25 protein-coding genes are annotated in these 22,628 nt (G+C 63.1%); 13 read left to right on the plus strand and 12 right to left on the minus strand.

All coding sequences use genetic code 11. The features are described from left to right. The first annotated feature begins 138 nt into the window (after nucleotides 1-138). On the plus strand, nucleotides 139-708 hold the full coding sequence (gene mntP / locus AC3IQ7_RS16965) for a manganese efflux pump MntP (protein WP_070218395.1): 570 nt from the start codon (nucleotides 139-141) through the stop codon (nucleotides 706-708). Here the strand turns inward: mntP and AC3IQ7_RS16970 are convergent. Continuing rightward, nucleotides 679-1,107: an arginase family protein gene (locus AC3IQ7_RS16970; RefSeq protein ID WP_489206748.1), complete on the minus strand. Its 429-nt coding sequence runs from the start codon at nucleotides 1,105-1,107 to the stop codon at nucleotides 679-681. The genes mntP and AC3IQ7_RS16970 overlap by 30 nt on opposite strands. Before the next feature lie 312 nt (nucleotides 1,108-1,419). Here AC3IQ7_RS16970 and AC3IQ7_RS16975 point away from each other — a divergent pair, with 312 nt between their 5' ends. The 4 genes from AC3IQ7_RS16975 to AC3IQ7_RS16990 all read left to right on the plus strand — a co-directional run bounded on the left by AC3IQ7_RS16975 (nucleotide 1,420) and on the right by AC3IQ7_RS16990 (nucleotide 2,670). Further along, the gene (locus AC3IQ7_RS16975; RefSeq protein WP_099377228.1) at nucleotides 1,420-1,620 is read left to right on the plus strand and encodes a DUF2158 domain-containing protein; all 201 of its coding nucleotides are present in this window, start codon (nucleotides 1,420-1,422) and stop codon (nucleotides 1,618-1,620) included. Nucleotides 1,621-1,709: 89 nt separating this feature from the next. Further along, entirely contained in the window at nucleotides 1,710-1,916 is a 207-nt protein-coding gene (locus AC3IQ7_RS16980) for a hypothetical protein (protein ID WP_158301137.1), read from the plus strand. A 130-nt stretch (nucleotides 1,917-2,046) separates the two neighbouring features. Beyond that, nucleotides 2,047-2,352, plus strand: a complete 306-nt coding sequence (locus tag AC3IQ7_RS16985) for a hypothetical protein (RefSeq protein ID WP_099377230.1) — start codon at nucleotides 2,047-2,049, stop codon at nucleotides 2,350-2,352. Between the two features lie 72 nt (nucleotides 2,353-2,424). After that, a complete protein-coding gene (locus tag AC3IQ7_RS16990; RefSeq protein ID WP_099377231.1) occupies nucleotides 2,425-2,670 on the plus strand; it encodes a hypothetical protein in 246 nt (81 codons plus the stop codon). A 13-nt stretch (nucleotides 2,671-2,683) separates the two neighbouring features. Here AC3IQ7_RS16990 and AC3IQ7_RS16995 read toward each other — a convergent pair whose 3' ends face one another. Next, nucleotides 2,684-2,905 (minus strand): hypothetical protein, encoded by a 222-nt coding sequence (locus tag AC3IQ7_RS16995; protein WP_322428687.1) that lies wholly within the window; start codon nucleotides 2,903-2,905, stop codon nucleotides 2,684-2,686. A gap of 144 nt (nucleotides 2,906-3,049) precedes the next feature. Here AC3IQ7_RS16995 and AC3IQ7_RS17000 point away from each other — a divergent pair, with 144 nt between their 5' ends. Next, nucleotides 3,050-3,766 carry an SOS response-associated peptidase gene (locus AC3IQ7_RS17000; protein ID WP_489206749.1) on the plus strand — a complete coding sequence of 239 codons (717 nt, stop codon included), beginning with the start codon at nucleotides 3,050-3,052 and terminating at the stop codon, nucleotides 3,764-3,766. Here AC3IQ7_RS17000 and AC3IQ7_RS17005 read toward each other — a convergent pair. The 8 genes from AC3IQ7_RS17005 to queE form a co-directional block, all read right to left on the minus strand. After that, nucleotides 3,763-4,941, minus strand: coding sequence for a DUF418 domain-containing protein (locus AC3IQ7_RS17005; protein ID WP_489206750.1), 1,179 nt, complete (start codon nucleotides 4,939-4,941; stop codon nucleotides 3,763-3,765). The genes AC3IQ7_RS17000 and AC3IQ7_RS17005 overlap by 4 nt on opposite strands. 5 nt (nucleotides 4,942-4,946) lie before the next feature. After that, nucleotides 4,947-5,864 carry a muramoyltetrapeptide carboxypeptidase gene (gene ldcA / locus AC3IQ7_RS17010; protein WP_489206751.1) on the minus strand — a complete coding sequence of 306 codons (918 nt, stop codon included), beginning with the start codon at nucleotides 5,862-5,864 and terminating at the stop codon, nucleotides 4,947-4,949. A gap of 33 nt (nucleotides 5,865-5,897) precedes the next feature. Next, nucleotides 5,898-6,815, minus strand: a complete 918-nt coding sequence (locus AC3IQ7_RS17015) for an alpha/beta fold hydrolase (protein WP_489206752.1) — start codon at nucleotides 6,813-6,815, stop codon at nucleotides 5,898-5,900. 163 nt (nucleotides 6,816-6,978) lie between these two features. Further along, nucleotides 6,979-8,133 (minus strand): hemin-degrading factor, encoded by a 1,155-nt coding sequence (locus AC3IQ7_RS17020; RefSeq protein ID WP_489206753.1) that lies wholly within the window; start codon nucleotides 8,131-8,133, stop codon nucleotides 6,979-6,981. A gap of 61 nt (nucleotides 8,134-8,194) precedes the next feature. Beyond that, the gene (locus AC3IQ7_RS17025) at nucleotides 8,195-10,558 is read right to left on the minus strand and encodes a TonB-dependent hemoglobin/transferrin/lactoferrin family receptor (protein WP_489206754.1); all 2,364 of its coding nucleotides are present in this window, start codon (nucleotides 10,556-10,558) and stop codon (nucleotides 8,195-8,197) included. Nucleotides 10,559-10,754: 196 nt separating this feature from the next. Beyond that, nucleotides 10,755-11,264, minus strand: a complete 510-nt coding sequence (gene tadA / locus AC3IQ7_RS17030) for a tRNA adenosine(34) deaminase TadA (RefSeq protein WP_489206755.1) — start codon at nucleotides 11,262-11,264, stop codon at nucleotides 10,755-10,757. Then, nucleotides 11,257-11,703 (minus strand): 6-carboxytetrahydropterin synthase QueD, encoded by a 447-nt coding sequence (gene queD / locus AC3IQ7_RS17035; protein ID WP_489206756.1) that lies wholly within the window; start codon nucleotides 11,701-11,703, stop codon nucleotides 11,257-11,259. Before queD ends, tadA begins: the two co-directional genes overlap by 8 nt. Before the next feature lie 9 nt (nucleotides 11,704-11,712). Next, nucleotides 11,713-12,348 (minus strand): 7-carboxy-7-deazaguanine synthase, encoded by a 636-nt coding sequence (gene queE / locus AC3IQ7_RS17040; RefSeq protein WP_035819193.1) that lies wholly within the window; start codon nucleotides 12,346-12,348, stop codon nucleotides 11,713-11,715. 290 nt (nucleotides 12,349-12,638) lie between these two features. Here queE and AC3IQ7_RS17045 point away from each other — a divergent pair, with 290 nt between their 5' ends. The 6 genes from AC3IQ7_RS17045 (at nucleotide 12,639) to AC3IQ7_RS17070 (ending at nucleotide 20,813) form a co-directional block, all read left to right on the plus strand. Then, on the plus strand, nucleotides 12,639-13,538 hold the full coding sequence (locus AC3IQ7_RS17045; RefSeq protein WP_489206757.1) for a sensor histidine kinase: 900 nt from the start codon (nucleotides 12,639-12,641) through the stop codon (nucleotides 13,536-13,538). 89 nt (nucleotides 13,539-13,627) lie between these two features. After that, the gene (locus AC3IQ7_RS17050) at nucleotides 13,628-14,626 is read left to right on the plus strand and encodes a sensor domain-containing diguanylate cyclase (RefSeq protein WP_489206758.1); all 999 of its coding nucleotides are present in this window, start codon (nucleotides 13,628-13,630) and stop codon (nucleotides 14,624-14,626) included. Between the two features lie 81 nt (nucleotides 14,627-14,707). After that, complete coding sequence (locus tag AC3IQ7_RS17055; RefSeq protein ID WP_322428698.1) at nucleotides 14,708-14,995, plus strand: type II toxin-antitoxin system Phd/YefM family antitoxin; 288 nt, start codon at nucleotides 14,708-14,710, stop codon at nucleotides 14,993-14,995. A 1-nt stretch (nucleotide 14,996) separates the two neighbouring features. After that, entirely contained in the window at nucleotides 14,997-15,329 is a 333-nt protein-coding gene (locus AC3IQ7_RS17060; protein ID WP_489206759.1) for a type II toxin-antitoxin system RelE/ParE family toxin, read from the plus strand. Nucleotides 15,330-15,417: 88 nt separating this feature from the next. After that, nucleotides 15,418-18,282: a M16 family metallopeptidase gene (locus tag AC3IQ7_RS17065; RefSeq protein ID WP_489206760.1), complete on the plus strand. Its 2,865-nt coding sequence runs from the start codon at nucleotides 15,418-15,420 to the stop codon at nucleotides 18,280-18,282. A gap of 185 nt (nucleotides 18,283-18,467) precedes the next feature. Next, complete coding sequence (locus AC3IQ7_RS17070) at nucleotides 18,468-20,813, plus strand: M28 family metallopeptidase (RefSeq protein ID WP_489206761.1); 2,346 nt, start codon at nucleotides 18,468-18,470, stop codon at nucleotides 20,811-20,813. A 15-nt stretch (nucleotides 20,814-20,828) separates the two neighbouring features. Here the strand turns inward: AC3IQ7_RS17070 and AC3IQ7_RS17075 are convergent, their stop codons facing one another. Together AC3IQ7_RS17075 and AC3IQ7_RS17080 are read right to left on the minus strand one after the other, a co-directional pair. Next, nucleotides 20,829-21,083, minus strand: coding sequence for a hypothetical protein (locus AC3IQ7_RS17075; protein ID WP_489206762.1), 255 nt, complete (start codon nucleotides 21,081-21,083; stop codon nucleotides 20,829-20,831). A 24-nt stretch (nucleotides 21,084-21,107) separates the two neighbouring features. Further along, nucleotides 21,108-21,893, minus strand: a complete 786-nt coding sequence (locus AC3IQ7_RS17080) for a DNA/RNA non-specific endonuclease (RefSeq protein WP_099377244.1) — start codon at nucleotides 21,891-21,893, stop codon at nucleotides 21,108-21,110. Between the two features lie 206 nt (nucleotides 21,894-22,099). On the opposite strand from AC3IQ7_RS17080, the gene AC3IQ7_RS17085 reads away from it, so the two are divergent. Then, nucleotides 22,100-22,627 carry an SRPBCC family protein gene (locus tag AC3IQ7_RS17085; RefSeq protein WP_099377245.1) on the plus strand — a complete coding sequence of 176 codons (528 nt, stop codon included), beginning with the start codon at nucleotides 22,100-22,102 and terminating at the stop codon, nucleotides 22,625-22,627. Nucleotide 22,628 lies beyond the last annotated feature (1 nt).

A 22,628-nucleotide genomic window follows, 5' to 3' on the forward strand; every position in this document is an offset into this window, starting at 1 on the left:
GTGATTTACGGCCTGCGATGCTCACTGTACCTTCGTACAATTGCGCTTCTCGACCATAACTCCCTTCCGCTCGCTACGGTTTTCTTAGGCGTTATTGTGTTAACTACCATCCCAGCCAGATTTTACTGAAAGCCAACGATGAATTTCGCCGCCACTGCCGCCCTCTCGCTTGCCATGTCCACCGACGCCTTCGCGGCCGCCGTGGGCAAGGGCGCCGCCCTGCACAAGCCGCAATGGCGCGAGGCGTTGCGCACGGGCCTGATCTTTGGCGTCATCGAAGCCATCACGCCCATCATCGGCTGGGCCCTGGGTAGCGTGGCAGCACCTTACGTGGAAGCGTGGGACCACTGGATCGCCTTCAGCCTGCTGGGCATCATCGGCTTGCTGATGATACGCAACGCGCTGTCCGATGCCGACGAGGAAGAGGCGCCGGCCCAGTCGCACTCGTTCTGGGTGCTGGCCGTGACGGGCCTGGCCACCAGCATCGACGCCATGGTGGTGGGCGCGGGCCTGGCCTTGCTGGGCGCAAATATTGTCGTGACGGCGGCCGCCATCGGCTTTTCCACCTTCGTCATGGTGACCCTGGGCGTGATGCTGGGCCGCGTGCTGGGCACGGTGGCGGGCCGGCGCGCCGAACTGGTGGGCGGCCTGGTGCTGATCGTCATCGGCTGCGTGATCTTATACGAGCATATCGGCCACCCGGCCTGACACCGGTGCCGGCGCGAAAAGCTGGCCCAGCAGCGCCACCAGCAAGGCGGCGCACGCGCCATCCGGATCCTTGTCGGGATCAAACACCGTCATCGTCATGCCACAGCAGCCACCACCATCGAGCAAGGTCCGCAGGATGGCCAGCAAGGCATCGGGTGCAATGCCAGGACTGCCTGGAGAATCGACGGCCGGCATCAGCGCCTGATCGAGTACATCGACATCGAGGTGCAACCAGAAGCGCCGCGGCGCGCGCCTGTCCAGCACAGCATTGATACGCTCGGCCACCACGGCGGCACCCGCCGCGTTGGCCTCAAACACATCGATGCGCGTGATGGCCGTGTCATTCACATCCGGCCAGGCAAAATCGGCATCGCGGTTTTCCCGCTCCCCCAGTTGCACGACATGCTATTCCGCCACCAGCGGCGCCGTCACGCCGGGCCACTGCGTCATCAGCGCCTCGCCCCGGCCCGTGGCTAGGGCCAGGCGCCAGAGGCCGCAAGCCCAGGTTGGAAGGAGCGAGAATAATTTCCATGGCAAACAATCTACGGTTCGGGTCAAGCATGCGGGCACACGATATGCCGCCTCGCATCATGATAGCTGCAAGCGGCATGTCAAGCGTGTGCGCGACCAACTATTCCTGGCGTATGATTACTGACAATATAATCTGCCAGCAACGGCATCCATTTCAACTCCTACGGCATGGGATCAGCGATGAAGCAATTTCATGAAGGCGATATCGTGCGCGTCAAATGCGGCGGCCCCGCAATGACGGTGCTGTGCATCGACGGCGACTACTTCCCAGAGGAAGAAAACCGGACGGCCGTCTTTTGCGTGTACGAAAAAGACCAGTTCCTGTTCGAGCAGGCATATCCCGAATGCGCGCTCGACATCGTCCGCTACGAGGACGCCTGAAGGCGGGTCCGCACGCCTGCGGCTGGCGCCCTGGCCGGCCGGTGGCTTTGTGCTACATTAAAAGCTCTATGTCTCGCAAGGTGACCATCATGGAAACTCTGGAGCTGCTGTTTGCCTCGCTGGTGCGCGAAACGGCCGAATCGATCCGCGACCACCACGTCCCCTTTTCCATCAAGCATGACGAACGCGCCTATTTCGAATGGATGGACGGGCATCCGATCAGTGGCTATATCCAGGAAGCGTATCGCGAGATCGAGGAAACGGCCCAGCAGATCCGCGCCATTCGCGCTGGGTGATGACGGCTGCCGTCGTGACGTTCGTTGGATTGTGGCTTGAATTGGCAGTCTTGATTCAGATCAAACACTCAGCTGTTCTATAGGCGTAAAAAGGCCTGGGCCACGACAATCAGGTCTGGAGGCGGGAGACATGGATCAGCAACAAAAACACCAGATCAGGGGGTATGAATTTCATGTGGCGGGGGCGCTGGAGAAGGATGGGCGCTACCGGGGCATGATTTTGATCAGCAAGCGTGGCGATACGCTGCAGGTGTACGCCAAGCCCGTGCTGATTGAAACACCCAGCAGTTTCAAGTCCGTGCATGCGGCCTTGATCGAGGCCTCGGCGTATGCCCAGGAACTCATCTATAACGGCGCCATCAAGGCGCTGCTGCCGGCCGATGCGCCACTTGCCGAAAAGCAGGCGCCGCAGCCGCCGGATTTCGTCGGCAATTGATGCGGCAAGTCCATCCGGCACCCCTGGTGCGCGCGTATAATGACGCGCTTTCCCGGATGAAAACTCAGAACCATGGAATATGTGAATTTGCCGTTGGTCTTCCTCGTCGGCTGCGCCTTGATTGCCTTGCTGGCCAAGAAGAATGGCTATTCGTGGTATCTGTTTTTCTTTGCCATCGCCGTGCCCACGCCCCTGTTGCTGCTGGCCTTGCCGCATGTGGTCGGCGCGGAGGCCGCTACGCTGACCTCCGTACGACTGGGCACCGCCCTGCTCTTCCCCGTGGCCGGCTTGCTGCTGGCCCTGCGGCGCAAGCGCTGACCGGCAAGCTGCCTCAGCGTGCCTGCACGCCATCGGCCAGGCGCCAGCCGACGGACAGCGCCAGTTGCTGCGCTTCTTTTTCATTGCTGCAATCGTCGTAATCGCAGGTGTCCGCATACGCGCCGCATGCCTGGTTCTGGCTGACATACGAGCCGACCCAGCGGCCGTCGCGGCGCTGGCTGGCCGTGGCACTGATGGTAAAGCCTTTGTGGATGGTGGGATTTTCAAAAGACATAATTCCTCCGATGCTAGAAGCGTCAGGGACCTGACTGGCTTCCACTGTGCGCCTTGCGGCCGCCCAGGTCTGTACGTTTGACCACACTCACGAAAAGGGCGCACGCCGCGTTCGTGCCAGCAGGCGATCGGGTATGATTTCGCCATGTGTGGACGATTCGATCAAAATGACACGGCGCGCGTGCTGGCGTCATCCTTCGGCTGGACCGACGCGGTGTTCGACAGCGAGGCGGAGCCGCACCTGAACGTTTCGCCCGGCACGTACCGGCCCATCTTGCATATCCAGGATGGCGTGCACCGGGTCGACGATGTCTTCTGGGGCTACCGCCCCGCCTGGGCAGCCGCGGCCACACCCGCTCCCGGCAAGAAAAAAATCCCCATCGCCATCAATGCCCGCCTGGAAAAACTCGCCGGATCGTACTGGAAGCCGCTGCTGCGCGCGGGGCGCGGCATCGTTTGCGTTTCTGGCTGGTATGAATGGACGGGAGAGAAAGGTGGCAAGCAGCCGTGGCACATCCACCGCAAGGACCGCGCGCCCCTGTTCCTGCTGGCGCTGGCCCAGTTCGGCCCCTACAAGGTGAATCGGGAAGAAGCCGGCTTCGTGCTGGTGACGGCCGACAGCATGGGCGGCATGGTCGATATCCACGACCGCCGCCCCGTGGCCGTCAGCCTGGAAGACGCGCACCGCTGGCTGGACCCCGCCCTGACACCGGAGCAAGCGCTGCACCTGGCGCGCACCTGCATGCTAGACGTGGAACTGTTCGAATGGCATGCCGTCGACAATCCGCTGGTGCGCACGGCCAAACCCAGGGCACCGCCGCCAGCTGCGGCGCAAGGCGCATTTGACTGGGGAACCGATTAAGGCAAGCGCGCCAGCCGGCGCCACAGCGCCTCCATGGGCCCCTGCCTGAAATGCCGCAGCCAATAGCGGCTCAACAGTACCTGCCCCGCCATGATCAGCACGGCCAGGCCCAGCATCTCGGCGGGACGCAAGCGGGCGCCCCAGCCCAGGCCTGGTCCCTGCAGCAACCAGGTGCCGATCAAGGATTGCAGCAGATAATTGCTCAGCGCCATGCGTCCCACGGGTGCCAGCCATGCGCCCAGCCAGCGCAGCATGAAGGGACCGGCCAGCATCAGCGCGGCCACGTAGCCGGCCGCCAGCACGGGGCCGCCGGCGAACAGGCCCACTTCGAACAGGGCCGTGTCAAACACGGTTTGATACGGATCGGCCACCTGCCACGCGATGGCCCCGGCCGCCAGCAGGTTGAACGGCAAGCCCACACCCAGGCCCACGCCAAGGACCCCGCGCCACAGCCGCTGGTGGCGCTGCGGCTGCGTCAGCCAACCGAAACGCACGGACAAGATGCCCAGCAGAAACAGTACGATGATATGCGGCAGCATGACGGCCGAGTACAGCAAGGAGACGAGGAAATCGTTGGCGCGCAGCCTGGCCACGGCCCACGCGCCGCCTTGCGTGTAGGTGGCGTAACGCTCCGCAAAATCGTGCAGGTCACGCGCGATGTCCGGCGCGCCACCCTGCTGGCCCACAGGAATCAACAGGCACATGAACAGCAAAAAACATCCCGCCACCAGCCAGGCGCGGTTGCGCACCCGGCTGAGCCTGGCGGATGCCAGGGACAGGATCAGCATGCCAGCCACCGCATACGAGGTCAGCACGTCGCCGCTCCAGATGAGGAAACCGTGCAGCAGGCCAAACACGAGCAGCCAGCGCAAACGGCGCCGGTAGGCCGCTTGCGCCTGCTCCCAAGTACGCAGTTGGCGCTGCAGGGAGCGTGTCTGCAGGGCAAAGCCGGCGCCGAACAAAAACGCGAAGATGGGGTAAAACTTGAATTGCGCCAGCGCCACCACGCCAAAAATGACGAGCTGGTCGAACACGGGTGGCTGCGCAGGCAAGGTGCCATAGCGCAAGGACAGGCTGCCCCAGGCGAACGACCAGATATTCACCAGCAGGATGCCAAATACGGCGATGCCGCGCAGCACATCAAGCTGCAACAGCCTGCCGGACTTGGCACGCATGGCGTTCAGGGGTGCGCCAGGATCGGGTAATCGCTTACCTGCAGGCTGAAGCCGGACGCATCCGATTGCAGCCGCGCCTGCCCGCCGAACGGCAAGGTGACCCGGCGGCGGATATGGCCGAATTCCAGCCCCGTCAGCACGGGCACGGGCAAGCGCTGGCGCACGTAGGCCAGCATGGCGTCAACATCGTAACCTTTATCCATGGGACTCAATTTATAGCCGGAAAAATCGCCGAGCACGACCGCTTGCTGGCGGGCAATCACGCCCGCGTGCAGCAATTGCAGCAGCATGCGCTCGACCCGGTACGGGTGTTCGTTGACGTCTTCCAGGAACAAAATGCCGCCATCGATCTCGGGGAAATACGGCGTGCCCAGCAAATGGACCAGCATGGCCAGGTTGCCGCCCCATAATTTACCGCTGACCTCGACCTGCGGATTGCCCGCCGCCGTGCCCGTGACCGTGTGCGTGGGACCGGCCAGGCACGACCACAGTTGATCCAGTGTAAATTGCTCAGGCTCATCACGCGTAAAATCGTCGCAGATCATGGGGCCGGCAAAGCTGGCGCGGCCCGTTTTCGCCAGCAAGCCCATGTTAAATGCCGTGAAATCGCTGTAACCGACAAACAGTTTGCCACTGTCCGCCATGCGGTCGAAATCGATGTCGGGCAGGATGCGGCTGATGCCGTAGCTGCCGCGCAAGGCGATCACTACCTGCACGTCCGGGTCGGCGGCTGCCGCGTTCAGCTGCGCCAGTCGGCCCGCATCCGTGCCGCCGAAGCGCTGGAACGTGTGCTCGGGGTCGTAGTAATTGTGGACGGTGGCGCCTTGCGCCTGCAAGCGGGCGATGCCGCGCGCCAAGGTCGCCTCGTCGGGCGCGCAACCGCCCGGCGCGACGATGGCGATGCCAATCTCAGGTGTGTTCAAAATATGCCCGCACGTAAATAATGGTGGGCGCGCCTAGGCTGGCTGGGAGCGCATCTGGGGCGCCATCTTACCTTGCAGATGCACATCGATCAAGGCGAGCAGGCGCTCGATCAGCTGGGGCGGCATGTCGTGCCCCATGCCTTCGATCACTTCCAGCCGGGCGCCCGGGATCAGCGCCGCCGTATCGATGCCGCAGGCAACGGGGATCAAGGGGTCGGCCGCGCCATGGATCACCAGCGCCGGACAACTGATGCTCGGCAGCAAGGCCGTACGCTCGCCCGAGGCGGCAATCGCCACCATTTGCCGCGCCACGCCTTCCGGGCAACTGCCCCGCTGCAGCGCCGCTTCGATGCGCTGGTACAGCAGTTTTTCCGACACGGGATAGGCGGGACTGCCGATGACGCGCACGGTGGCTGCCATGTGCGCCATCAGTTCGGCGCGGCTGGCATTGCGTTTCGGACGTTGCAATAGCGCATTGCGCGCGGCCCGCGTGGGGCCGGGCAAGCCGCGTCGCCCGCTGCTCGACATGATGGAGGTCAGACTGAGTACCTGCAGCGGCGCGCGCGCCGCCATCACTTGCGCGATCATGCCTCCCATCGACACGCCGATCACGTGCGCCTGAGCAATGCGCAGGGCCGCCAGCAAGCCCAGCGCGTCTTCAGCCATGTCATCGAGGGTGTAGGAGGTTTTGAGGGGCCAGCCCAGCAGGTTTTTCACATAGGCCAGCGGCAGATACGGCTTGCCCGCCAGCGCCATCTTGCTCGACAGGCCGCTGTCGCGGTTGTCGAAACGCAAGACCCGAAAACCTTGCTCGACGATGCCTTCGACGAAGTCCGCCGGCCAGGCGATCAGTTGCATGCCCAGGCCCATGACCAGCAGCACGCACGGATCGTTGGGGTCGCCGTGGCTCTCATAAGCTATGTTGAGGCCGTTCGCCATGATGGTTGCCATGATTGCCTCTCTTCCAGGAACCAGCACGCAGGCACGATCGCTGCGGCCTTGCAATCAGCATACCACTATTGTGCTTCAGACATGAGACCGGCACGCGGCACCCAGCTGAAGTGTTGCCGCGCCGGTACGGCGCGCGGCAACCGTGCAGAATCATCGCTACTGCTTACTTGGCCTTAGGCAAGGAATCGGCCAAGTCCACCCAGCTTTGCGGCTGTGGTTTGCCGCGCTCGCGCACGCCGAAGAAGGAGACCACTTGCGTGCCGTCGTTGTCGAAGAATTCGACGGAAGTGACGCCGCCGCGCTTGACGACCCAGCCGCTGCGCAGGGCCGTGTCGCGGATGTGCAGGTTGAAGTCCGGGTCCAGCACGTTGAAGAAGCCGCCCGCGGCCATGGTTTTCTCGATCTTGCCGCTGTAGATCTGCGTCAAGCCTTCATTGCCCAGGAACACCATGATGGCGACCTTGTCCTTGGCCGCGTTTTCCAGCAGGGTGCGCAGCGCCTGCGGCGTCACGCGCTCGACCACGCCGGCCGGCGCCAGGCGCAGGGCCTGTTCGCGCGACAGGTGGAATTCACGCATGATTTGCGCGAACTGGTGCACGTCCGTCATGTCTTTCCAGGCCAGCTGGAATTCCTTGACGTCGATTTCGGCATCCGGCTTTTCCGCCGCCTTTGGCGCCACGGCCAGCACGTTCAGCTCCGCGCTTTGCTGCGGCAGGCGGAAGGTCGCCACCAATTTATCGTAGACGGCCACGCCCGGCTCGTTGCGCAGGTAGATCTTGTGCACGGCCGTACCGTTGGCGTCAAAGAATTGCAGGCTGCGCGTCGGCTTGCCATCGCGGCCCGCCTGTTCCACGGCAAATGCGTATTTCCAGTTTTCAAAGTGGAAACGCAGGTCGATCTGGCCGCCCAGGTAGCCGCCGGCGATATTGCGCTGGCGCGCTTCCGTTTCCGGGTCCTTGGCGTCGGCCTGCTCGGACTTCTCGCCCGCCTGCTTGAACTTGCTGGCGACGCCCGTCGTTTCGATGACGCCGTTTTCATTGCGCGTGATGGCTTGCACGATGCCCAGGTCCAGCGCGGCGCGCATGATTTCGCGCGGCTGGTTGCCGTCGGCCTGCAGGCGCGTGACGCCCTTGCCGATGTTGGTTGCCAGCAATTGCGCTTCGGATACACCCAGCGCGCGCGCCGCGTCGCGGACCTGCAGCTTCGGCTGTTCCGTGCGCAAGGTGGACCAGCGTTCCGCCAAGGTGGCTGGGGCCGCATATGCGTTTGCAATCAGCAGGCTGCCTAGCAGGGATAGAACGAGTTTGGATAACTTCATAGAGAGACCATTCAATCAAACATGGAAAAAAAGAGGGGCAAGCGCCCCTCCCCGGTAAAAATCAATAGTTGACGCTGAGGCTGGCGGCGACGTTGCGGCCCGGCTTGGCGTAGCGCTCGATCTCCAAACGGCTGGCCACCGTGGTGCCGGCAGACAGGCTGCGCGCGGCCGCGTAATCCCAGTACTTGCGATCCGTCAAGTTGTACACGCCGACGATGATCTTGGCGTTCTTGTGCACATTCCAGTAGGTCGACAGGTCAAAGATGGTGTACGACGGCACCTTGAAGCGCGGCGCGGTCGTGCCCGTCAGCAAGTCGTTCGGCGCCTGTTTCTCGCCGGCATGCAGCGCCGTCAGTTCCAGGCCGAACAACTTGTTCGTATGGTCATAGCCGAAGGTCAGCGCCGTCTTGGCCGGCGCCACCGAGGCCAGGCCGCCGCTCTCGCCCGTCAGGGTATTGAAGGAGCGCCCCTTGGCCACGCCCGTGGCCAGGTCGACGCGGTAGCCCTGCATGGCCGGCAACCAGGTGCCCAGTTCCGCGTGCAAGCTCAGCTCGGCACCCCAGGTGCGCGCATTGCCGATGTTTTCGGGACGGTACAAGCCCCAGGTGAGGGTCGGGTAATTCACCGGGTCCAGGTCTTGCGCCACGTACTCGATCATGTTCTTGTATTCCGTCTGGTAGACGGAAGCGTGCATGCTCAAGCCCCTGGTCACGTCGCCTTTGAGCCCCAGTTCATACGCCTTGCTGGTTTCCTTGCCCAGATTCGGATTGCCCAGCACGGCATAGCCATTCCCCGTGCCCGTATAGCTGATGGAATCATAGGTACCCGTGCGTTCGACCGCCGTCGGCAGGCGCGTGCCGCGCGTGAACGTGGCGTAGGCATTCATTTGCGGCAGCACTTCCACGGACAGGCTCAGGCTCGGCGTGAAGTAGGAATCGCTCTCCTTGCGCACTTCCTTGGCCGCGTTCGGCACGCCGATCAGGTAGTTCTGCAGGTTTTTCGGTTCCAGCTTGCGGTAGTCGGCACGCAGGCCCGGCGTCAGCACGGCTTTCTTGCCGCCCAGGTCGAAACCATAGTCGTCGCGCACGTACAGAGCCAGCTTGGTGACATCCATGTCGGCCATGCGGTTCTTGCGCGTGATCTGGTGCACGCCCGTGGCGATGACGGTGCGGTCTTCCATCCATGGGCGGCGCGATTTTGTCTGTTCCAGCTGCACGCCGTACAGCAGCGCGTTGTCGGCATTGAGCTGCTTGACGGCTTCCGAAGTCAGGCCGATGCTGTCATTCTTGAAGCTGGTGTCGATGGCGCGCTGGAAGTTGCCTTGATAGGTATAGCGTCCCTTGCTCTTGTCGTCGATCTTCGCGTTCTGCAGATAGACTTTCGAGGTCAGGCGGTCGAACAGGGCGAAATCCTTCAGCACCACATCGTGGCCCAGGCTGACGCGGGTACGCTTGGTGGTGGAATCCTGCTGCACGCCGTCCGGGTACATGGCGCTGACTTTATTGTTGAGATCGCGCTTGTTCTTGCGTTCGAACATGTCGACCGTCAAGTCCAGCTTTTGTTCGCCCGGCAGAGCCCACACCAGCTTCGACAGCAAGGCGTTCGAATGCCAGTCATCCGGGTTGACGGTGGCGCTGCCGCGGCTGTCCAGCTGCTCGCCATCGCGGTGCACGTACACGGCCAGACCTTGCAGACTGGCGCCGATCTTGGCCGCGCCCGTCAGGGTGTGGGCATTGCTGCGGTCGGCGGTCACGCGGCCGTATTTATAGGCCACGTAATGGTCCTGCCCTTCGCCCAGGTAATCTTCGGGCGACTTGGTGATGAAGGCCACGCCGCCGCCCATGCCGGGATTGGCGCCGCTGACAGCCGTCGTGCCCGAATCGATGCGCACTTCGCGGAAGGTTTCTGGATCGAAATAATCGCGGCCCATGCCGAAGGCGTTCATGTTATTGCTGTCCGGCTTCGGTGCAGCATCCGGCAGGGAAATGCCATCGAGTTCCAGGCTGATCCGGTTGCCTTCCAGGCCACGGATGTTGTAACCGGTATTGCCCGCGCCATCCCAGATGCCGCCGCCGCCCGAGGCCGCCATTGGCGTGCTGATCAGCGGCTGATAGCGCACGACGCCGGCCATGTCCGTCACGTTGCGGCGTTCCAGGTCGTCGCTGCGGATCACCGTCTTGGTGCCCGCGCGACGCTCGTAATCCTGCTTGGCGTTCACGACGATTTCCGGGAAGACAGGCAGCTTGGCCGGTTCCTGCGCGGCCGTGCCTGCATTGATGGCGGCGTTTTGCGCGGCCACGGGCAGCAGCGGCGCGGCGAACAGGCCCAGCAAAGCGGCGCGCAGCACCAGGTTATGGCGGCGGACAGGCAGGTGAGCTGGAGATACGACGGGTGCAGCGAGGCGCTGCGTAGGCACAGTAGTCATGATGATCCGGTGGAAGAGTAAAGGCTGGCTCTTGAACCCGGATCGATAACGAAAGTGTTAACGATGCATAAGGAAAGTTTGCTGGCGAAAACAATACTGTAACACGAATCATTCTCATTTGAGAATGGCAAAGTGGTCTATACAGATGTTATTTCGCAACAGTTGTAAAAAATGCCAGCCGCGATGGCTGGCATGGTCAGGCCGGAGGATGGGCCAGCTTGCGCGCTTCCGCCTGCGCGCGGCGGCGCTCGGCAAAGAAGCGCTTGAGGAAAGCGCCGCATTCGTCGGCCAGCACGCCGCCAACGATCGCCGTCTGGTGGTTCAGCGCCGGCTGCTCGAACAGGTTCAGCACGGAACCGCAGGCGCCCGTCTTCGGGTCGCCCGCGCCATACACCACGCGCGCCAGGCGCGCATGCAACATGGCGCCCGAGCACATCACGCACGGCTCCAGGGTCACGTACAGCTCGCAGCCGGGCAAGCGGTAGTTGCCCAGCTTTTCAGCGGCCGCGCGCAAGGCCATGACTTCCGCGTGCGCCGTGGGGTCATGGCGGCCGATGGGCTGGTTGTAGCCGACGGCGATGACTTCGCCATCCTTGACGACGACGGCGCCGACGGGCACTTCGCCCAGGTCCCATGCGTGCTGTGCCTGCTCCAGGGCCAGTTGCATGTAGCGCGCGTCCTGCGCGCTAACGTGCGTTTCAGTCATCGGTCACTTCTGCCCAGCAATTCGGCGTTTCATGCAGCACCAGTTTATGCAGGTGCAAGCCCGTACCGAAGTGGTCGGTAAATGCCGCTTTCAGTATCTCGAAGGCGATGCGGGCCAGGTTTTCCACCGTCGGGATGCGATCGATGACGACGGTCTTATGGTCGGGCAGGCTGCCCAGGAAGTCGCGCACGGCCGTGTCTTTTTCGTAGACGAGGAAGGCGTGGTCCCAGACATCGACCAGGTGCTGCTTGGCCAGGGTTTTCACGTCGGAAAAGTCCATGATCATGCCATTGTCGGAATTGCCTTCCGCTTCGATGACCTTGCCGACCAGGGTGATTTCCACCGTGTAGCGGTGGCCATGCAGATTGCGGCACTGGCTTTTGTGGTCGGGAATGCGGTGGCCCGCGTCGAATTCGAGCTTGCGTGTGATAGTCAGCATATTGTTTTGTTAAGGTATTTGCAGGAGTTTATGGGTTTGCAGGCTCAGCTTCCACTTCGGGTTGCTTTTGCATGTTTCGATCGCCAGCTTCATGTTGTGCGCGGCCAAGGGGCCGTCCATCGCCTGCACGAAGAAGTTCTCGAAATCCAGTTGTTCGTAGGCGGCCAGGTCTTGCTGGAACTGGGGAATGACCACCTTGATTTCATTGCCTTTGTGTACGACCAGTGTCGAACCCATCTTCGGGCTGACGCAGATCCAGTCCACGCCGGCCGGCACGGGCAAGGTGCCGTTGGTCTCAATGGCGATGGTAAAGCCCACCGCGTGCATGGCGGCTATCAGGGCCGTGTCCAGTTGCAGCAGCGGTTCACCGCCCGTAAACACCACGTATTTGCTCGGCGCGTAGCTGGCCGGCCACAGGCTGTCGATCAGCGCGGCCAGTTCCTGCGGCGTCTTGAACTTGCCGCCCAGTTCGCCATCGGTGCCGACGAAATCCGTGTCGCAGAACTGGCACACGGCCGTGGCGCGGTCGCTTTCGCGGCCCGTCCACAGGTTGCAGCCGGAAAAGCGGCAAAACACGGCCGGACGGCCAGCGTGCGCGCCTTCGCCCTGCAGGGTGTAAAAAATCTCTTTGATGCTATAAGTCACTGTATTTCCTAAGAGCTGGCTGGCGTCATCGCGCGGAGCGAACGCATCGGGGCCGGCGCGCCGCGCCGTCGCCGCAAAAGCCGATTGACAACCCTCTATTATATGCCGCCACGACACTTCCCGTGCAAATGCCGTGCCCGCTCCCTGCTGCTGCGGCATCCGGGGCAAGAAAACCATATTCGCAGGCATAACTGCGCAGCTTTTGCGTTTAGACAATATAAATAGCCCCAAGTTAATATATTTTCTGTAATAACATTGCCTGATGGAAAACATTCTTGGGGAGGATGGACATGCCGCAACGCTGGAGACGTCCGCCGTACCGCCTGAGCATTCTGGCCTGTCTGGGGGCCGCCGCACTCGCTTCCCTGCACGCCGAATACGCCGCCGGGCCGATGCTGCTGGATGGAACGCCCTCCCCCTTGATGCTGGCCTGCGCCATCCTGCTCGCTGCGCTGGCGCTGCTGCTGTGGCGCCAGCACCGCCTGGCGCTGCGCCTGCAGGCGCTGGAACAGCTGCGCGCCGAGGCCGAACAGGCACGCCTGGCCGGCGAGCAACACAAGGCGCGCGCACAGGAACGCCTGCGCATCGGGCGCGACATCCACGACGACCTGGGCCAGCATCTGCTGACCCTGAAATTCGACCTGGCCATGCTGCAGACCAGCACGCATGACGCGGCGCCCTTGCTGGCGCGGCAACTGGCCGTGATGGCGCGCAATGTCGACCTCAGCATCGCGGCGCTGCGCTGCGTCATCCACGACCTGCGCCCGCCCGCCCTCGACGCGGGCCTGCAAGCGGCGTGCGACGATTTGCTGGCGGACTTCAAGCGTACCACGGGCATCGCTTGCAGCTGCGATTACCGGCTCGACGCGGCCGCCGGCAGCGCGCACGGCCCCCTGCTGTACCACGCGCTGCAGGAAGCGCTGGCGAATATCGCCCGCCATGCGCGCGCCACGCATGTCCAGCTGAGCCTGCAACAAACGGGCGCCACCCTGGCCTGCAGCATCAGCGACGACGGCGTCGGGCTGTCGGGCTCGCCGCCGCGACTCGGTTGCGGCCTGTCCGGCATGCATGAGCGCGTGGCCGCCGCCGGCGGCAGCCTGCACATCGAAAGCCACAGCGGCACCGGCACCACCTTGCGCGTGTCGCTGCCCCTGCCGGACTGCCACGACGAAGCGATGGCGCATCGCTGAAAATATTGCTCAATATCAACATCTCCTGTCTCGCTGCGCTGCATCATGGCCAGCGAGCCAGCCCCATTCACCCCAAGAAGGATGTTTACATGCCGGATAGCCATGCACATGCCAGCGCATCGCCCTGCGATGCAGCCCAGGGTTTTGCCGTCCAGATGATGGAATTGCTGGTCGTGCCCACCTTTGTTCTCGACGTGCATGGCCAGGTGATGATCTGGAACCGCGCCTGCGAACAGCTGACGGGCGTGCCGGCGGCCGAAGTGCTGCGCACGCGCGAGCCGGGCCGCTGCTTCTACAACGACGAGCGCCCCACCCTGGCCGACCTGCTGCTGGCCGGGCGCGGCGGCGACATGCGCGCGCTGCATGCACAGCAGCAATATCGCAGCAGCACGGGCAACAATCTGTGCGCGGAAAACTGGTGCGACATGCCGCGCACGGGGCGGCGGCGCTACCTGGCCGTCGATGCCAGCCCCATCTATGGCAATCACGGCGAACTGATCGCTGTCGTCGAAACCCTGCGCGACATGACAGATGAAAAACGCGCGCACGTGGAACTGGAACGCCTGGCCACGCGCGACGGCCTGACGGGCTTGGCAAATCGGCGCTGCTTCGACGATACCATCCTGGCCGAGTGGCAGCGCGCCCAGCGTCAGAGCCAGCCCCTGTCTCTGCTGATCGTCGACGTCGACAATTTCAAGGAATATAACGATAACCACGGCCACCAGGGCGGCGACCTGTGCCTGCGCAAGGTGGCCGGCGCCGTGGCCAGCGAAATGCGCACGAACGACCTGGTGGCCCGCTATGGCGGCGAGGAGTTTGCCGTCATCCTGCCGAACCAGTCGCTCAAGGGCGCGGCCATCGTGGCCGAACGCATCCGCCGGCGCGTGGAGCGGCTGCAACTGCCGCGCAAGCGCGCCGATGGTGCCAGTGCCTGCGCCTGCGTTACCGTCAGCATCGGCGCCGCCACGGCCCTGCCCGGTGCAGGCACGGAACTGGGGCAGCTGATCCACACGGCCGACTGCGCCCTGTACCGCGCCAAGCACCTGGGCCGCAACCGCATCAGCCTGCCGGAAACGACGCTGACGTAAGCAGCAAATACGCGTCCAAGTAACACGACCAAATTTGGTGTATATTTGGTCGTCTCGCAGTTTATCTCATTCGGAGCCGCCATGAACTTCAAGGAGCGCATCAAACCGATCTCCTATCTCAAGGCCAATACGACGGAAATCGTCAACAGCTTTGACGCTGGCCAGGATGAGCCCATCATCATCACGCAAAATGGCGAGGCGAAGATGGTCGTGCTGTCCATGCACGCCTACCAGGAAGGCAAGCGGCAAGCGCGGCAGATGCAGGAACAGCATGCGTTCATGAAGCTGATCGCCATGGGCAACCAGGAAATCGCGCGCGGCGTCGTGGTGTCCGAAGAAGACTTCCTGTCCAGCCTTGACCAGGCTTGAGATGGCGCGCATCGTCGTGCTGAACAGCGCGCAAGCCGATTTCAATGAACTGCGCAGCGACTTCAAGGCGCGCCACACGGCCGCCGCCCAGGCGCAGTTCACCGCCGCGTTCCGGCAATTATTCGCTGATCTGAAAGCCTTTCCCGACAGCGAGACGCCCGTCGAGGCTGCCCGCGAAGTCGGCATGGATGTGCGGCAACGCCTGTGCGAGGATATCCGCGTGATCTACCATCACGACCGCGCACACGGCATCGTGTACATCCGCATGTTCCTGCCGGTCCGGCGCGATTTTCTCAGCCATCTCACGACGCGCATCCTGCGGCCCGACTTTTAGCCCCTATGCAGGGCGGCGTGAATATTCTATGCTGCGGCGTTGCACTTTCCACATTCCAAGAAAAGAAGGAGCCCCCGTGTCAAGAATCATGCCCGTTTTATTACCCGCTTTCGCCCTGGCCCTGTCGGCCATGGCCGCGTCGAACCTGGGCGCCGCGCCCGTCAAGCCGGCCGCCGCCCACAGCGCTGCCGCCAGCAAGGCCGATCTGCTGCCGTTCAAGGCAACGGAAAAGACCCTGGCCAATGGATTAAAAATCATCATCGTGCCGACCGGCTTCCCCAACCTGGTCTCGCTGCAGATTCCCGTGCAGACGGGTTCGCGCAATGAAGTCGAGCCGGGCAAGTCCGGCTTTGCCCACTTCTTCGAGCACATGATGTTCCGCGGCACCAAGGCGTATCCGCCCGAGAAATACCAGGAAGTCATCACCCGCGCCGGCGCGCGCCAGAACGCGTATACCAGCGACGACCTGACCAATTACCACACGACGTTTGCCAAGCAAGACCTGGAAACCGTGCTGAAAGTGGAAGCGGACCGATTCCAGCACCTCGACTATGCGGAAGACGCGTTCAAGACGGAATCGCGGGCCGTGCTGGGCGAATACAACAAGAACAGCGCCAATCCCGTCTCGAAACTGTTCGAAGTGATGCGCGACAGCGCCTACACGACGCATACCTACAAGCACACGACGATGGGTTTCATTCAGGACATCGAAGACATGCCGAACCAGTACGCGTACTCGAAGCTCTTCTTCGACCGCTGGTACCGTCCCGAGCGCACCACCATCATCATCGCCGGCGACGTGGAGCCGCAGCAAGCCATCGCGCTGGTGGAAAAATACTGGAGCAGCTGGCAGCGCGGCAAGCAGCAGGCAGCCGTGCCCGTGGAACCCGCGCCGCGCGGCCCCGTCTACAAGCATGTGGCCTGGCCCACGCCGACCCTGCCGTGGGTGGCCGTCGGCTTCCATGCGCCCGCGTTTTCCGTGAAGGACAAGGACCAGGCCGCGCTGGCAACCTTGCTGTCGCTGTCGTTCGGCCGCACCTCGCCGCTGTATAAACGCCTGGTGCAGAATGAGCAAAAGGTCGACCAGCTGTTCGACATGACGCCGGACCGGGTCGACCCGACCCTGGCCGTGCTGGGCGCGCGCGTAAAAAACATCGACGATGCCGTCTACGTGCGCGACGCCATCCTGGCCACCGTGGCGCGGCTGCGCGACACGCCAGTGAGCGAAAAAGACCTGGCGGACGCCAAGTCGGCCGAAAAATATGGTTTGATACGCTCGCTCGACAACACGGAGCAGATCGCCGGCACCCTGGCGTCCTTCGTGCATTTCGACCGCTCGTACGCCACCATCAACCAGTACTACCGCCTGATCGATACGCTCACGCCGGCCGACCTGCAGGCAGCCGCGCGCAAATACCTGACGGACGAGGGCCTGGTGGTGACGACCCTGTCGCACCAGCCGATGGCGGCCGCCATCGCCACCACGCCAAAACTGGCCAGCCTGCTGCCGTCCGCCTCGACCGCGAAGTTCGATGTGCTGGTGCAAAAATCCGCGCTGCCGCAGATCCGCTACAAGCTGCTGTTTACGGCCGGTTCCGCGCAAGATCCACAAGGCAAGGAAGGCCTGGCCGCGCTGACGGCCGCCATGGTGGCGTCCGGTGGTTCGTCCGAGCGCAAGATCGACGAAGTCAACCAGGCCCTGTTCCCGCTGGCCGGCAGTTTCAGCCAGCAGACGGACAAGGAAATGACGACGTTTACGGGTTCAATCCACCGGGATAACTGGACGCAGTTCAACGCCATCGCCCTGCCGCTGCTGCTCTCGCCCGGTTTTCGCGAAGACGACTTCCGCCGCCTGAAGGATGCGCAAAAGAATGCGCTGCTGCTGGACCTGAAGGACAATAACGAAGAAGAATTCGCCAAGGAACGCCTGCAAACGAATGTGTATGCGGGCACGCCGTACGGCCACCCGGTGCTGGGCACGCTTGCCGGCATCGACGCCATCACCCTGGACGACGTGAAACAATTCTGGAAGAGCGCGTATGCGCAAGGCGCCGTCAAGGTGGGCATTTCCGGCGATGTGACGGACGCCATGACGGCGTCGCTGACGCAGTCGCTGGCAAGCTTGCCGGCCGGCCCCGGCTTGCCGGCCACCGTGAAACCTGCGGGCCGCAAGGCACAGGGCCTGGAAGTGGAAATCATCGAGAAAAACACGCGTGCCACGGCCATCTCGTTCGGCCTGCCGCTCGACGTGACACGCACGCACCCGGACTTCCCCGCCCTGTGGCTGGCGAAGACGTGGCTGGGCGAACACCGCGCCTCGAATTCCTACCTGTACCAGCGCATCCGCGAGCTCCGCGGCATGAACTATGGCGATTATGCGTACATCGAAGCCTTCCCGCGCGGCATGTACCAATTCTTTCCGAACCCGAACCTGGGCCGCAAGGCGCAGCTGTTCGAAATCTGGATACGCCCCGTGGCGCCGGACAACGCCCACTTCGCGCTGCGCGTGGCCCTGACGGAATTGGGCAAGCTCATCGACAACGGCTTGACGCAGGACGACTTCGCCACCACGCGCGATTACCTGATGAAGAACGTCTTCGTCATGACGTCGACGCAAGACCAGCAACTCGGTTATGCGCTCGATTCGCAATGGTATGGCACGCCGGAATTTACCAAGCTGATGCGTGACGGCTTGTCGAAGCTGACGGTACAAGACGTCAACCGCGCCATCAAACAGCACCTGTCGGCGCAGAACCTGTCCGTAGTGATCGTCGCCAAGGATGCGGCCGGGTTGAAGGAAAAGCTCGTCAGCGACGCGTTTTCTCCCATCAAGTACGACGGCAACAAGCCGCAGGCCCTGCTTGATGAAGACAAGGTCATCGGCGCGATGAAGCTGAACATCCAGCCGTCAGCCGTCACCGTGACGCCGGCGGCGCAAGCCTTCGCCAAGTAAGTTTGTGCCAGATCAACCTCGTCCGACGCAGCTTGCCGGATGGGGTTGATCTGTTCTTTGGCCCGGCCAAACCCGCCTTCAGTCCGCCAATCCAGGCCTTGGTCGGAAAGTAGCATCTTGGCAATCTGGTTATCCGCATACTGTTTTTCGACTCTTCCCGAGCGAAAACCACGACAAGGATAGCCATGCACCTGTTCCCTCCCCACCTTTACGCCACCTGCGTCCTCGCTGTTGCCGCCCTGCCGGGCACCCTGTACGCGCAAACGCCGGCCCTCGCCGGACAGTGGCAATTCCAGACTGCGACGGGCACGACCACGACAAATGGCGTCGAGGCCGACCTGATCGACACGGGCATACTCGACATTACCGAAGAGCAAGACGGCCTGCGCGCGACGATCGCGTGGCTCGACGAACGTGGCCAGCTCACGCCGCCGCGCACGGTGCATGGCACCGCCGGCCCCGCCGGTACCGCCGGCACCATCTTCCGGCACAGCGGCAAGCGCGTCAGCACCGGGCGCAACGGCAAGGAGGTCAGCACCGACGTGACGATACGCTGGACCTTGCACGCCAAGGGCGACGTGCTGAGCGGCGAACGCCTGGTCGAAACCGATGAGAACGAACCCAAGCCCGTGAGCGGCAGGCGGCTCCAGCAGCGCTATGTGCCGCCGGTACTGCCACCCGCAGCAGCACCGTCAGGCGCCGCCGCGCGCGGCCCTTCCACGCCGGCCGAGCGCGCGCGCGTGGTGCAGATGGCAACAGAGGCGCAGCGCAATCCCCTGGCAGTGCAACAGCGCGACGGCGCCTGGCTAACAGAATGGATCGAGGCAATTCCCGACTTCACGCTACCGGCCAGTGCGCTGGAAAGCTGGCTCTCTATCGCCAGCCAGGCGACTATCCGCGAGGCGATGGTGTTTCAATACCTGGCCAGCGTGATGACCTTCCAGATCGAACACCCGGAGCAGGCCGGACAGCAGAGCGCCAGCGACCTGGCGGGAATGCAGGGCGTGCTGCGCGCCTATGAAACCCTGCTGCGCCAGGATAAGCTGCACCGTTCCGCCAAGCTGGACGCGGCGCAGGCGGCGCGCCAGCACGACAGGCTGCCCGCCTTCCTGGCCACGCTGTCCGGCAGGAATGCCGTCACCCAGCCTGCATCATCGCCATCGGGCGACGCCACGGCGCGCCGGATTGTGGCGCTGGGCACCAGCGAGCCGCGCGCGATGGACTGGCTCGACATCCTCAGCAACCGCTTCGGCGGCCGCATGGCCGGCAGCGACGCCTACACGCATGCGGCGCAATGGACGCGTGGGCAACTGCAGCAATGGGGCGTGCACGCCGTGCTGGAAGAGGCAGGCAGGATGCCCGTCGGCTTCAACCGCGGTCCCGGGTCAGGCAAGATGCTGGCGCCCCAGGAACAGCCCCTGCGCCTGGCGACGCCCGCCTACTCGGCCGGCACGCGTGGCGTGCAGCAGGGACTGGCAATCGTGGGGCCGGCCACCGTGGAAGAGGCACAGCAGCGCGCCGCGCAATTCAAGGGCAAGTGGGTGCTGATCGGCGGCGAAAACGGGGGCGGCGGGCGCGATGGCAGCGCCATTCACCAGCCCAGGGCCATCACCCGCGTGCTGATGGCCGCCGGCGCCCTCGGCACCCTTCAGTCCGGCGAAGAACCGCTGTATGCCGCCAGCGCCGCGCCCGCCACCTGGGCTACCCTGCCGACCTTGCCCGACATCAAGCTGGCCGCGCCACAGTACACGGACATGCGCCAGCGCCTGGCGCGCGGCGAAGCCGTCACCCTGGAGTTTGACATCCGCAACTGGTTCTATCCTGGCCCGGTGACGTATCACAACGTCGTGGCCCGTATTCCCGGGACGGACAAGCCCGAGGAAATCGTGCTGATCGGCGCCCACCTCGACAGCTATGACGGCGGCACGGGCGCGGCCGACAATGGCGGCGGCGTGTCCACCATGCTCGAAGCGATGCGCCTGCTGGCGCTATCCGAAGCGAAGCCGCGCCGCACCATCATGTTTGTCGCCTTCGGCGCGGAGGAAATCGGCCGCAAGGGATCGTTCGCGTTCGCCGAGCGGCATGCGGGTGAATTGAAGAATATCGTCATGATGCTCAACCGCGACGGCCGGCCTGGCGCCATCGACGGCATCGCGATTCCCACGGCCTGGCAACCCGTGTTTGGCCGGGTCGAACGGGCACTGCAAGACGTCCATCCCGTGTTCGGCTTCGCCGCCAGCATCAATGACGTGCCGCGCGATGCCAGCAAGGCGATGCATGCGCGGGCAGGCAGCGATGACGCCGTCTTCAGCCTGCATAGCGTGCCGACGCCGAAATTTACCGTACTCGGCGATTTCGACTATGCACGCGTGCATCACACGGTGCTCGACACGTATGACAACGTGCTGCCCTTCAGCGCGGCGCAGCAATACTCGGCCATCGCCATCGCCCTGAGCGCGTACGAAGTCGCGAACGCGCCGGAAGCAATCAGCAGGAAAGGCTATTATCGCGCCGCAAAAGCGGCACAGTAGGCTTCCCCGCCAGCGTCACTCGAAGGGATTGGCCACCGACGTCACTTCGGGCGGCGGCAGCTGGTCGGGCAGTTCCTGCTTTTCCAGCTGCGCCACCACGTCGGCCAGCAGTTTTTGCAACTGTTTCGCCAGGGCCAGGCCCGGCTTGTCCAGGGTCAGGTCGATGTCGCCACTGATGCTGATGCGGTCGATGCGGTTTTCGATGCTCAGGTTGCCAATCTCCAGCACATCGCTTTCATTGGCATACGGGAAGAATTTCTTTGCGCACATGGGATTTCCTTTTCGACGGTCTTGTTATTTCCTGGACTTGCTATTGATCTTGGGCAAACTCAGCATGCGCAGTTTTTGCTGGCGCGTCAGCGACGGTAACAGATCGATGCCTATCCTGTCTTCCAGTTGCGCAATGCTCAGCACTTCATACGTCTTGGTGTCGACGTTTGCTATGAAGTAGGCGGCGCCGGCGCGCTGGCGCGGGCTGTACACGGCCTTGTACAGGTGGCTGGGCACAATCACTCTTCCCACCTTGCGCAGGTTGCCGCCAATAAAAGCCGGTCCCGTGATCACGTACAGGTCGCCCTCTTTCTTTGCCATTTTGCGCACGGCGCCTTCGATGCCAGCCCACACATAGCGGTTGTTGCGCGCATCTTGCGGCACCATGTTGGCCAGGGTAAAGCTGTCACGCTGGCTCTGGCGGTCCGGCATGTCGCCGTTGGGCGCCATATGGCCACGGTCGAAGCCGCTGCGCGCATAGTCGGCCAGTTCCGCGCGCTGGGCGGCGGGCAGCTTGCGTTCGGCATGGAAGGAATTTTCGCGCGACAAATCCTGCGCCGCTTCGAGGTTGTTCGCCGTCAAGTGCTCAGCCGACCACAGCGGCGTGCGCGTGATACCCGAGTGCATCACGCCAAACACGTTGTAGCACAGCTCTTTCGTCGCCACATCCAGCTTGGGGTTGGTGATTTCCGGCTTGCGGCCATCGACGTAATGGGCGGGACAGGCATCGGCATGCGCAAGGTTCGCGGCAAAGGCGGAAGCCAGCAAGCCACACGCCAGGGTCAGCCTGGCGATCGATCGTTGAATCATATTTACCTAATTGAAATCTTTGCAGGCCAGCATTCTAGCGGACACGGGCGCCCTTCCACAATCCTGCCGTGCGCCCCTGTGCCAGGCCGCATGCGGCCCTGCCACGCGCTGGCGCAAATAAAGGCCAACAGGCCGCGCACAGCCATTCATATCTGCTAAGATTGTCTTGATTCGTTCGCATCGACCATTCAAGATTTGGAGAGCATATGATCAAAAAAACCCTGCTGCTGATCGTTGTCGTCGTCGCCGCCATCCTCGGCTATGCCACCACCAAGCCCGACACCTTCAGTGTCCAGCGCGAAATCACCATCAAGGCACCGCCCGAGAAAATCGCCGCCCTGATCACGGACTTCCACTACTGGGCCGCCTGGTCGCCGTGGGAAAAGCTCGATCCGGCCATGCGCCGCACGTTTTCGGGGCCGGCCAACGGCCTGGGCGCGCAGTATGCCTGGACGGGCAATGACAAGGTCGGCGCCGGCCGCATGGAAATCACGGAAGCAGCCCAGCCTGAGCGCACCGTCATCAAGCTGGACTTCCTGAAACCGTTCGAAAGCCATAACACCACCACGTTTACCATGACACAAGAAGGCGACAGCACCAAGGTGAACTGGACCATGACAGGCCCCAGCCCCTACGTCAGCAAGGTCATGACGGTCTTCGTCAGCATGGATACCATGATCGGCAAGGATTTTGACAAAGGCCTCAACAACCTGAAGGCGGCGGCCGAGCGCTAAG

The sequence above is a fragment of the Janthinobacterium sp. GL_088 genome (genome assembly GCF_057837845.1).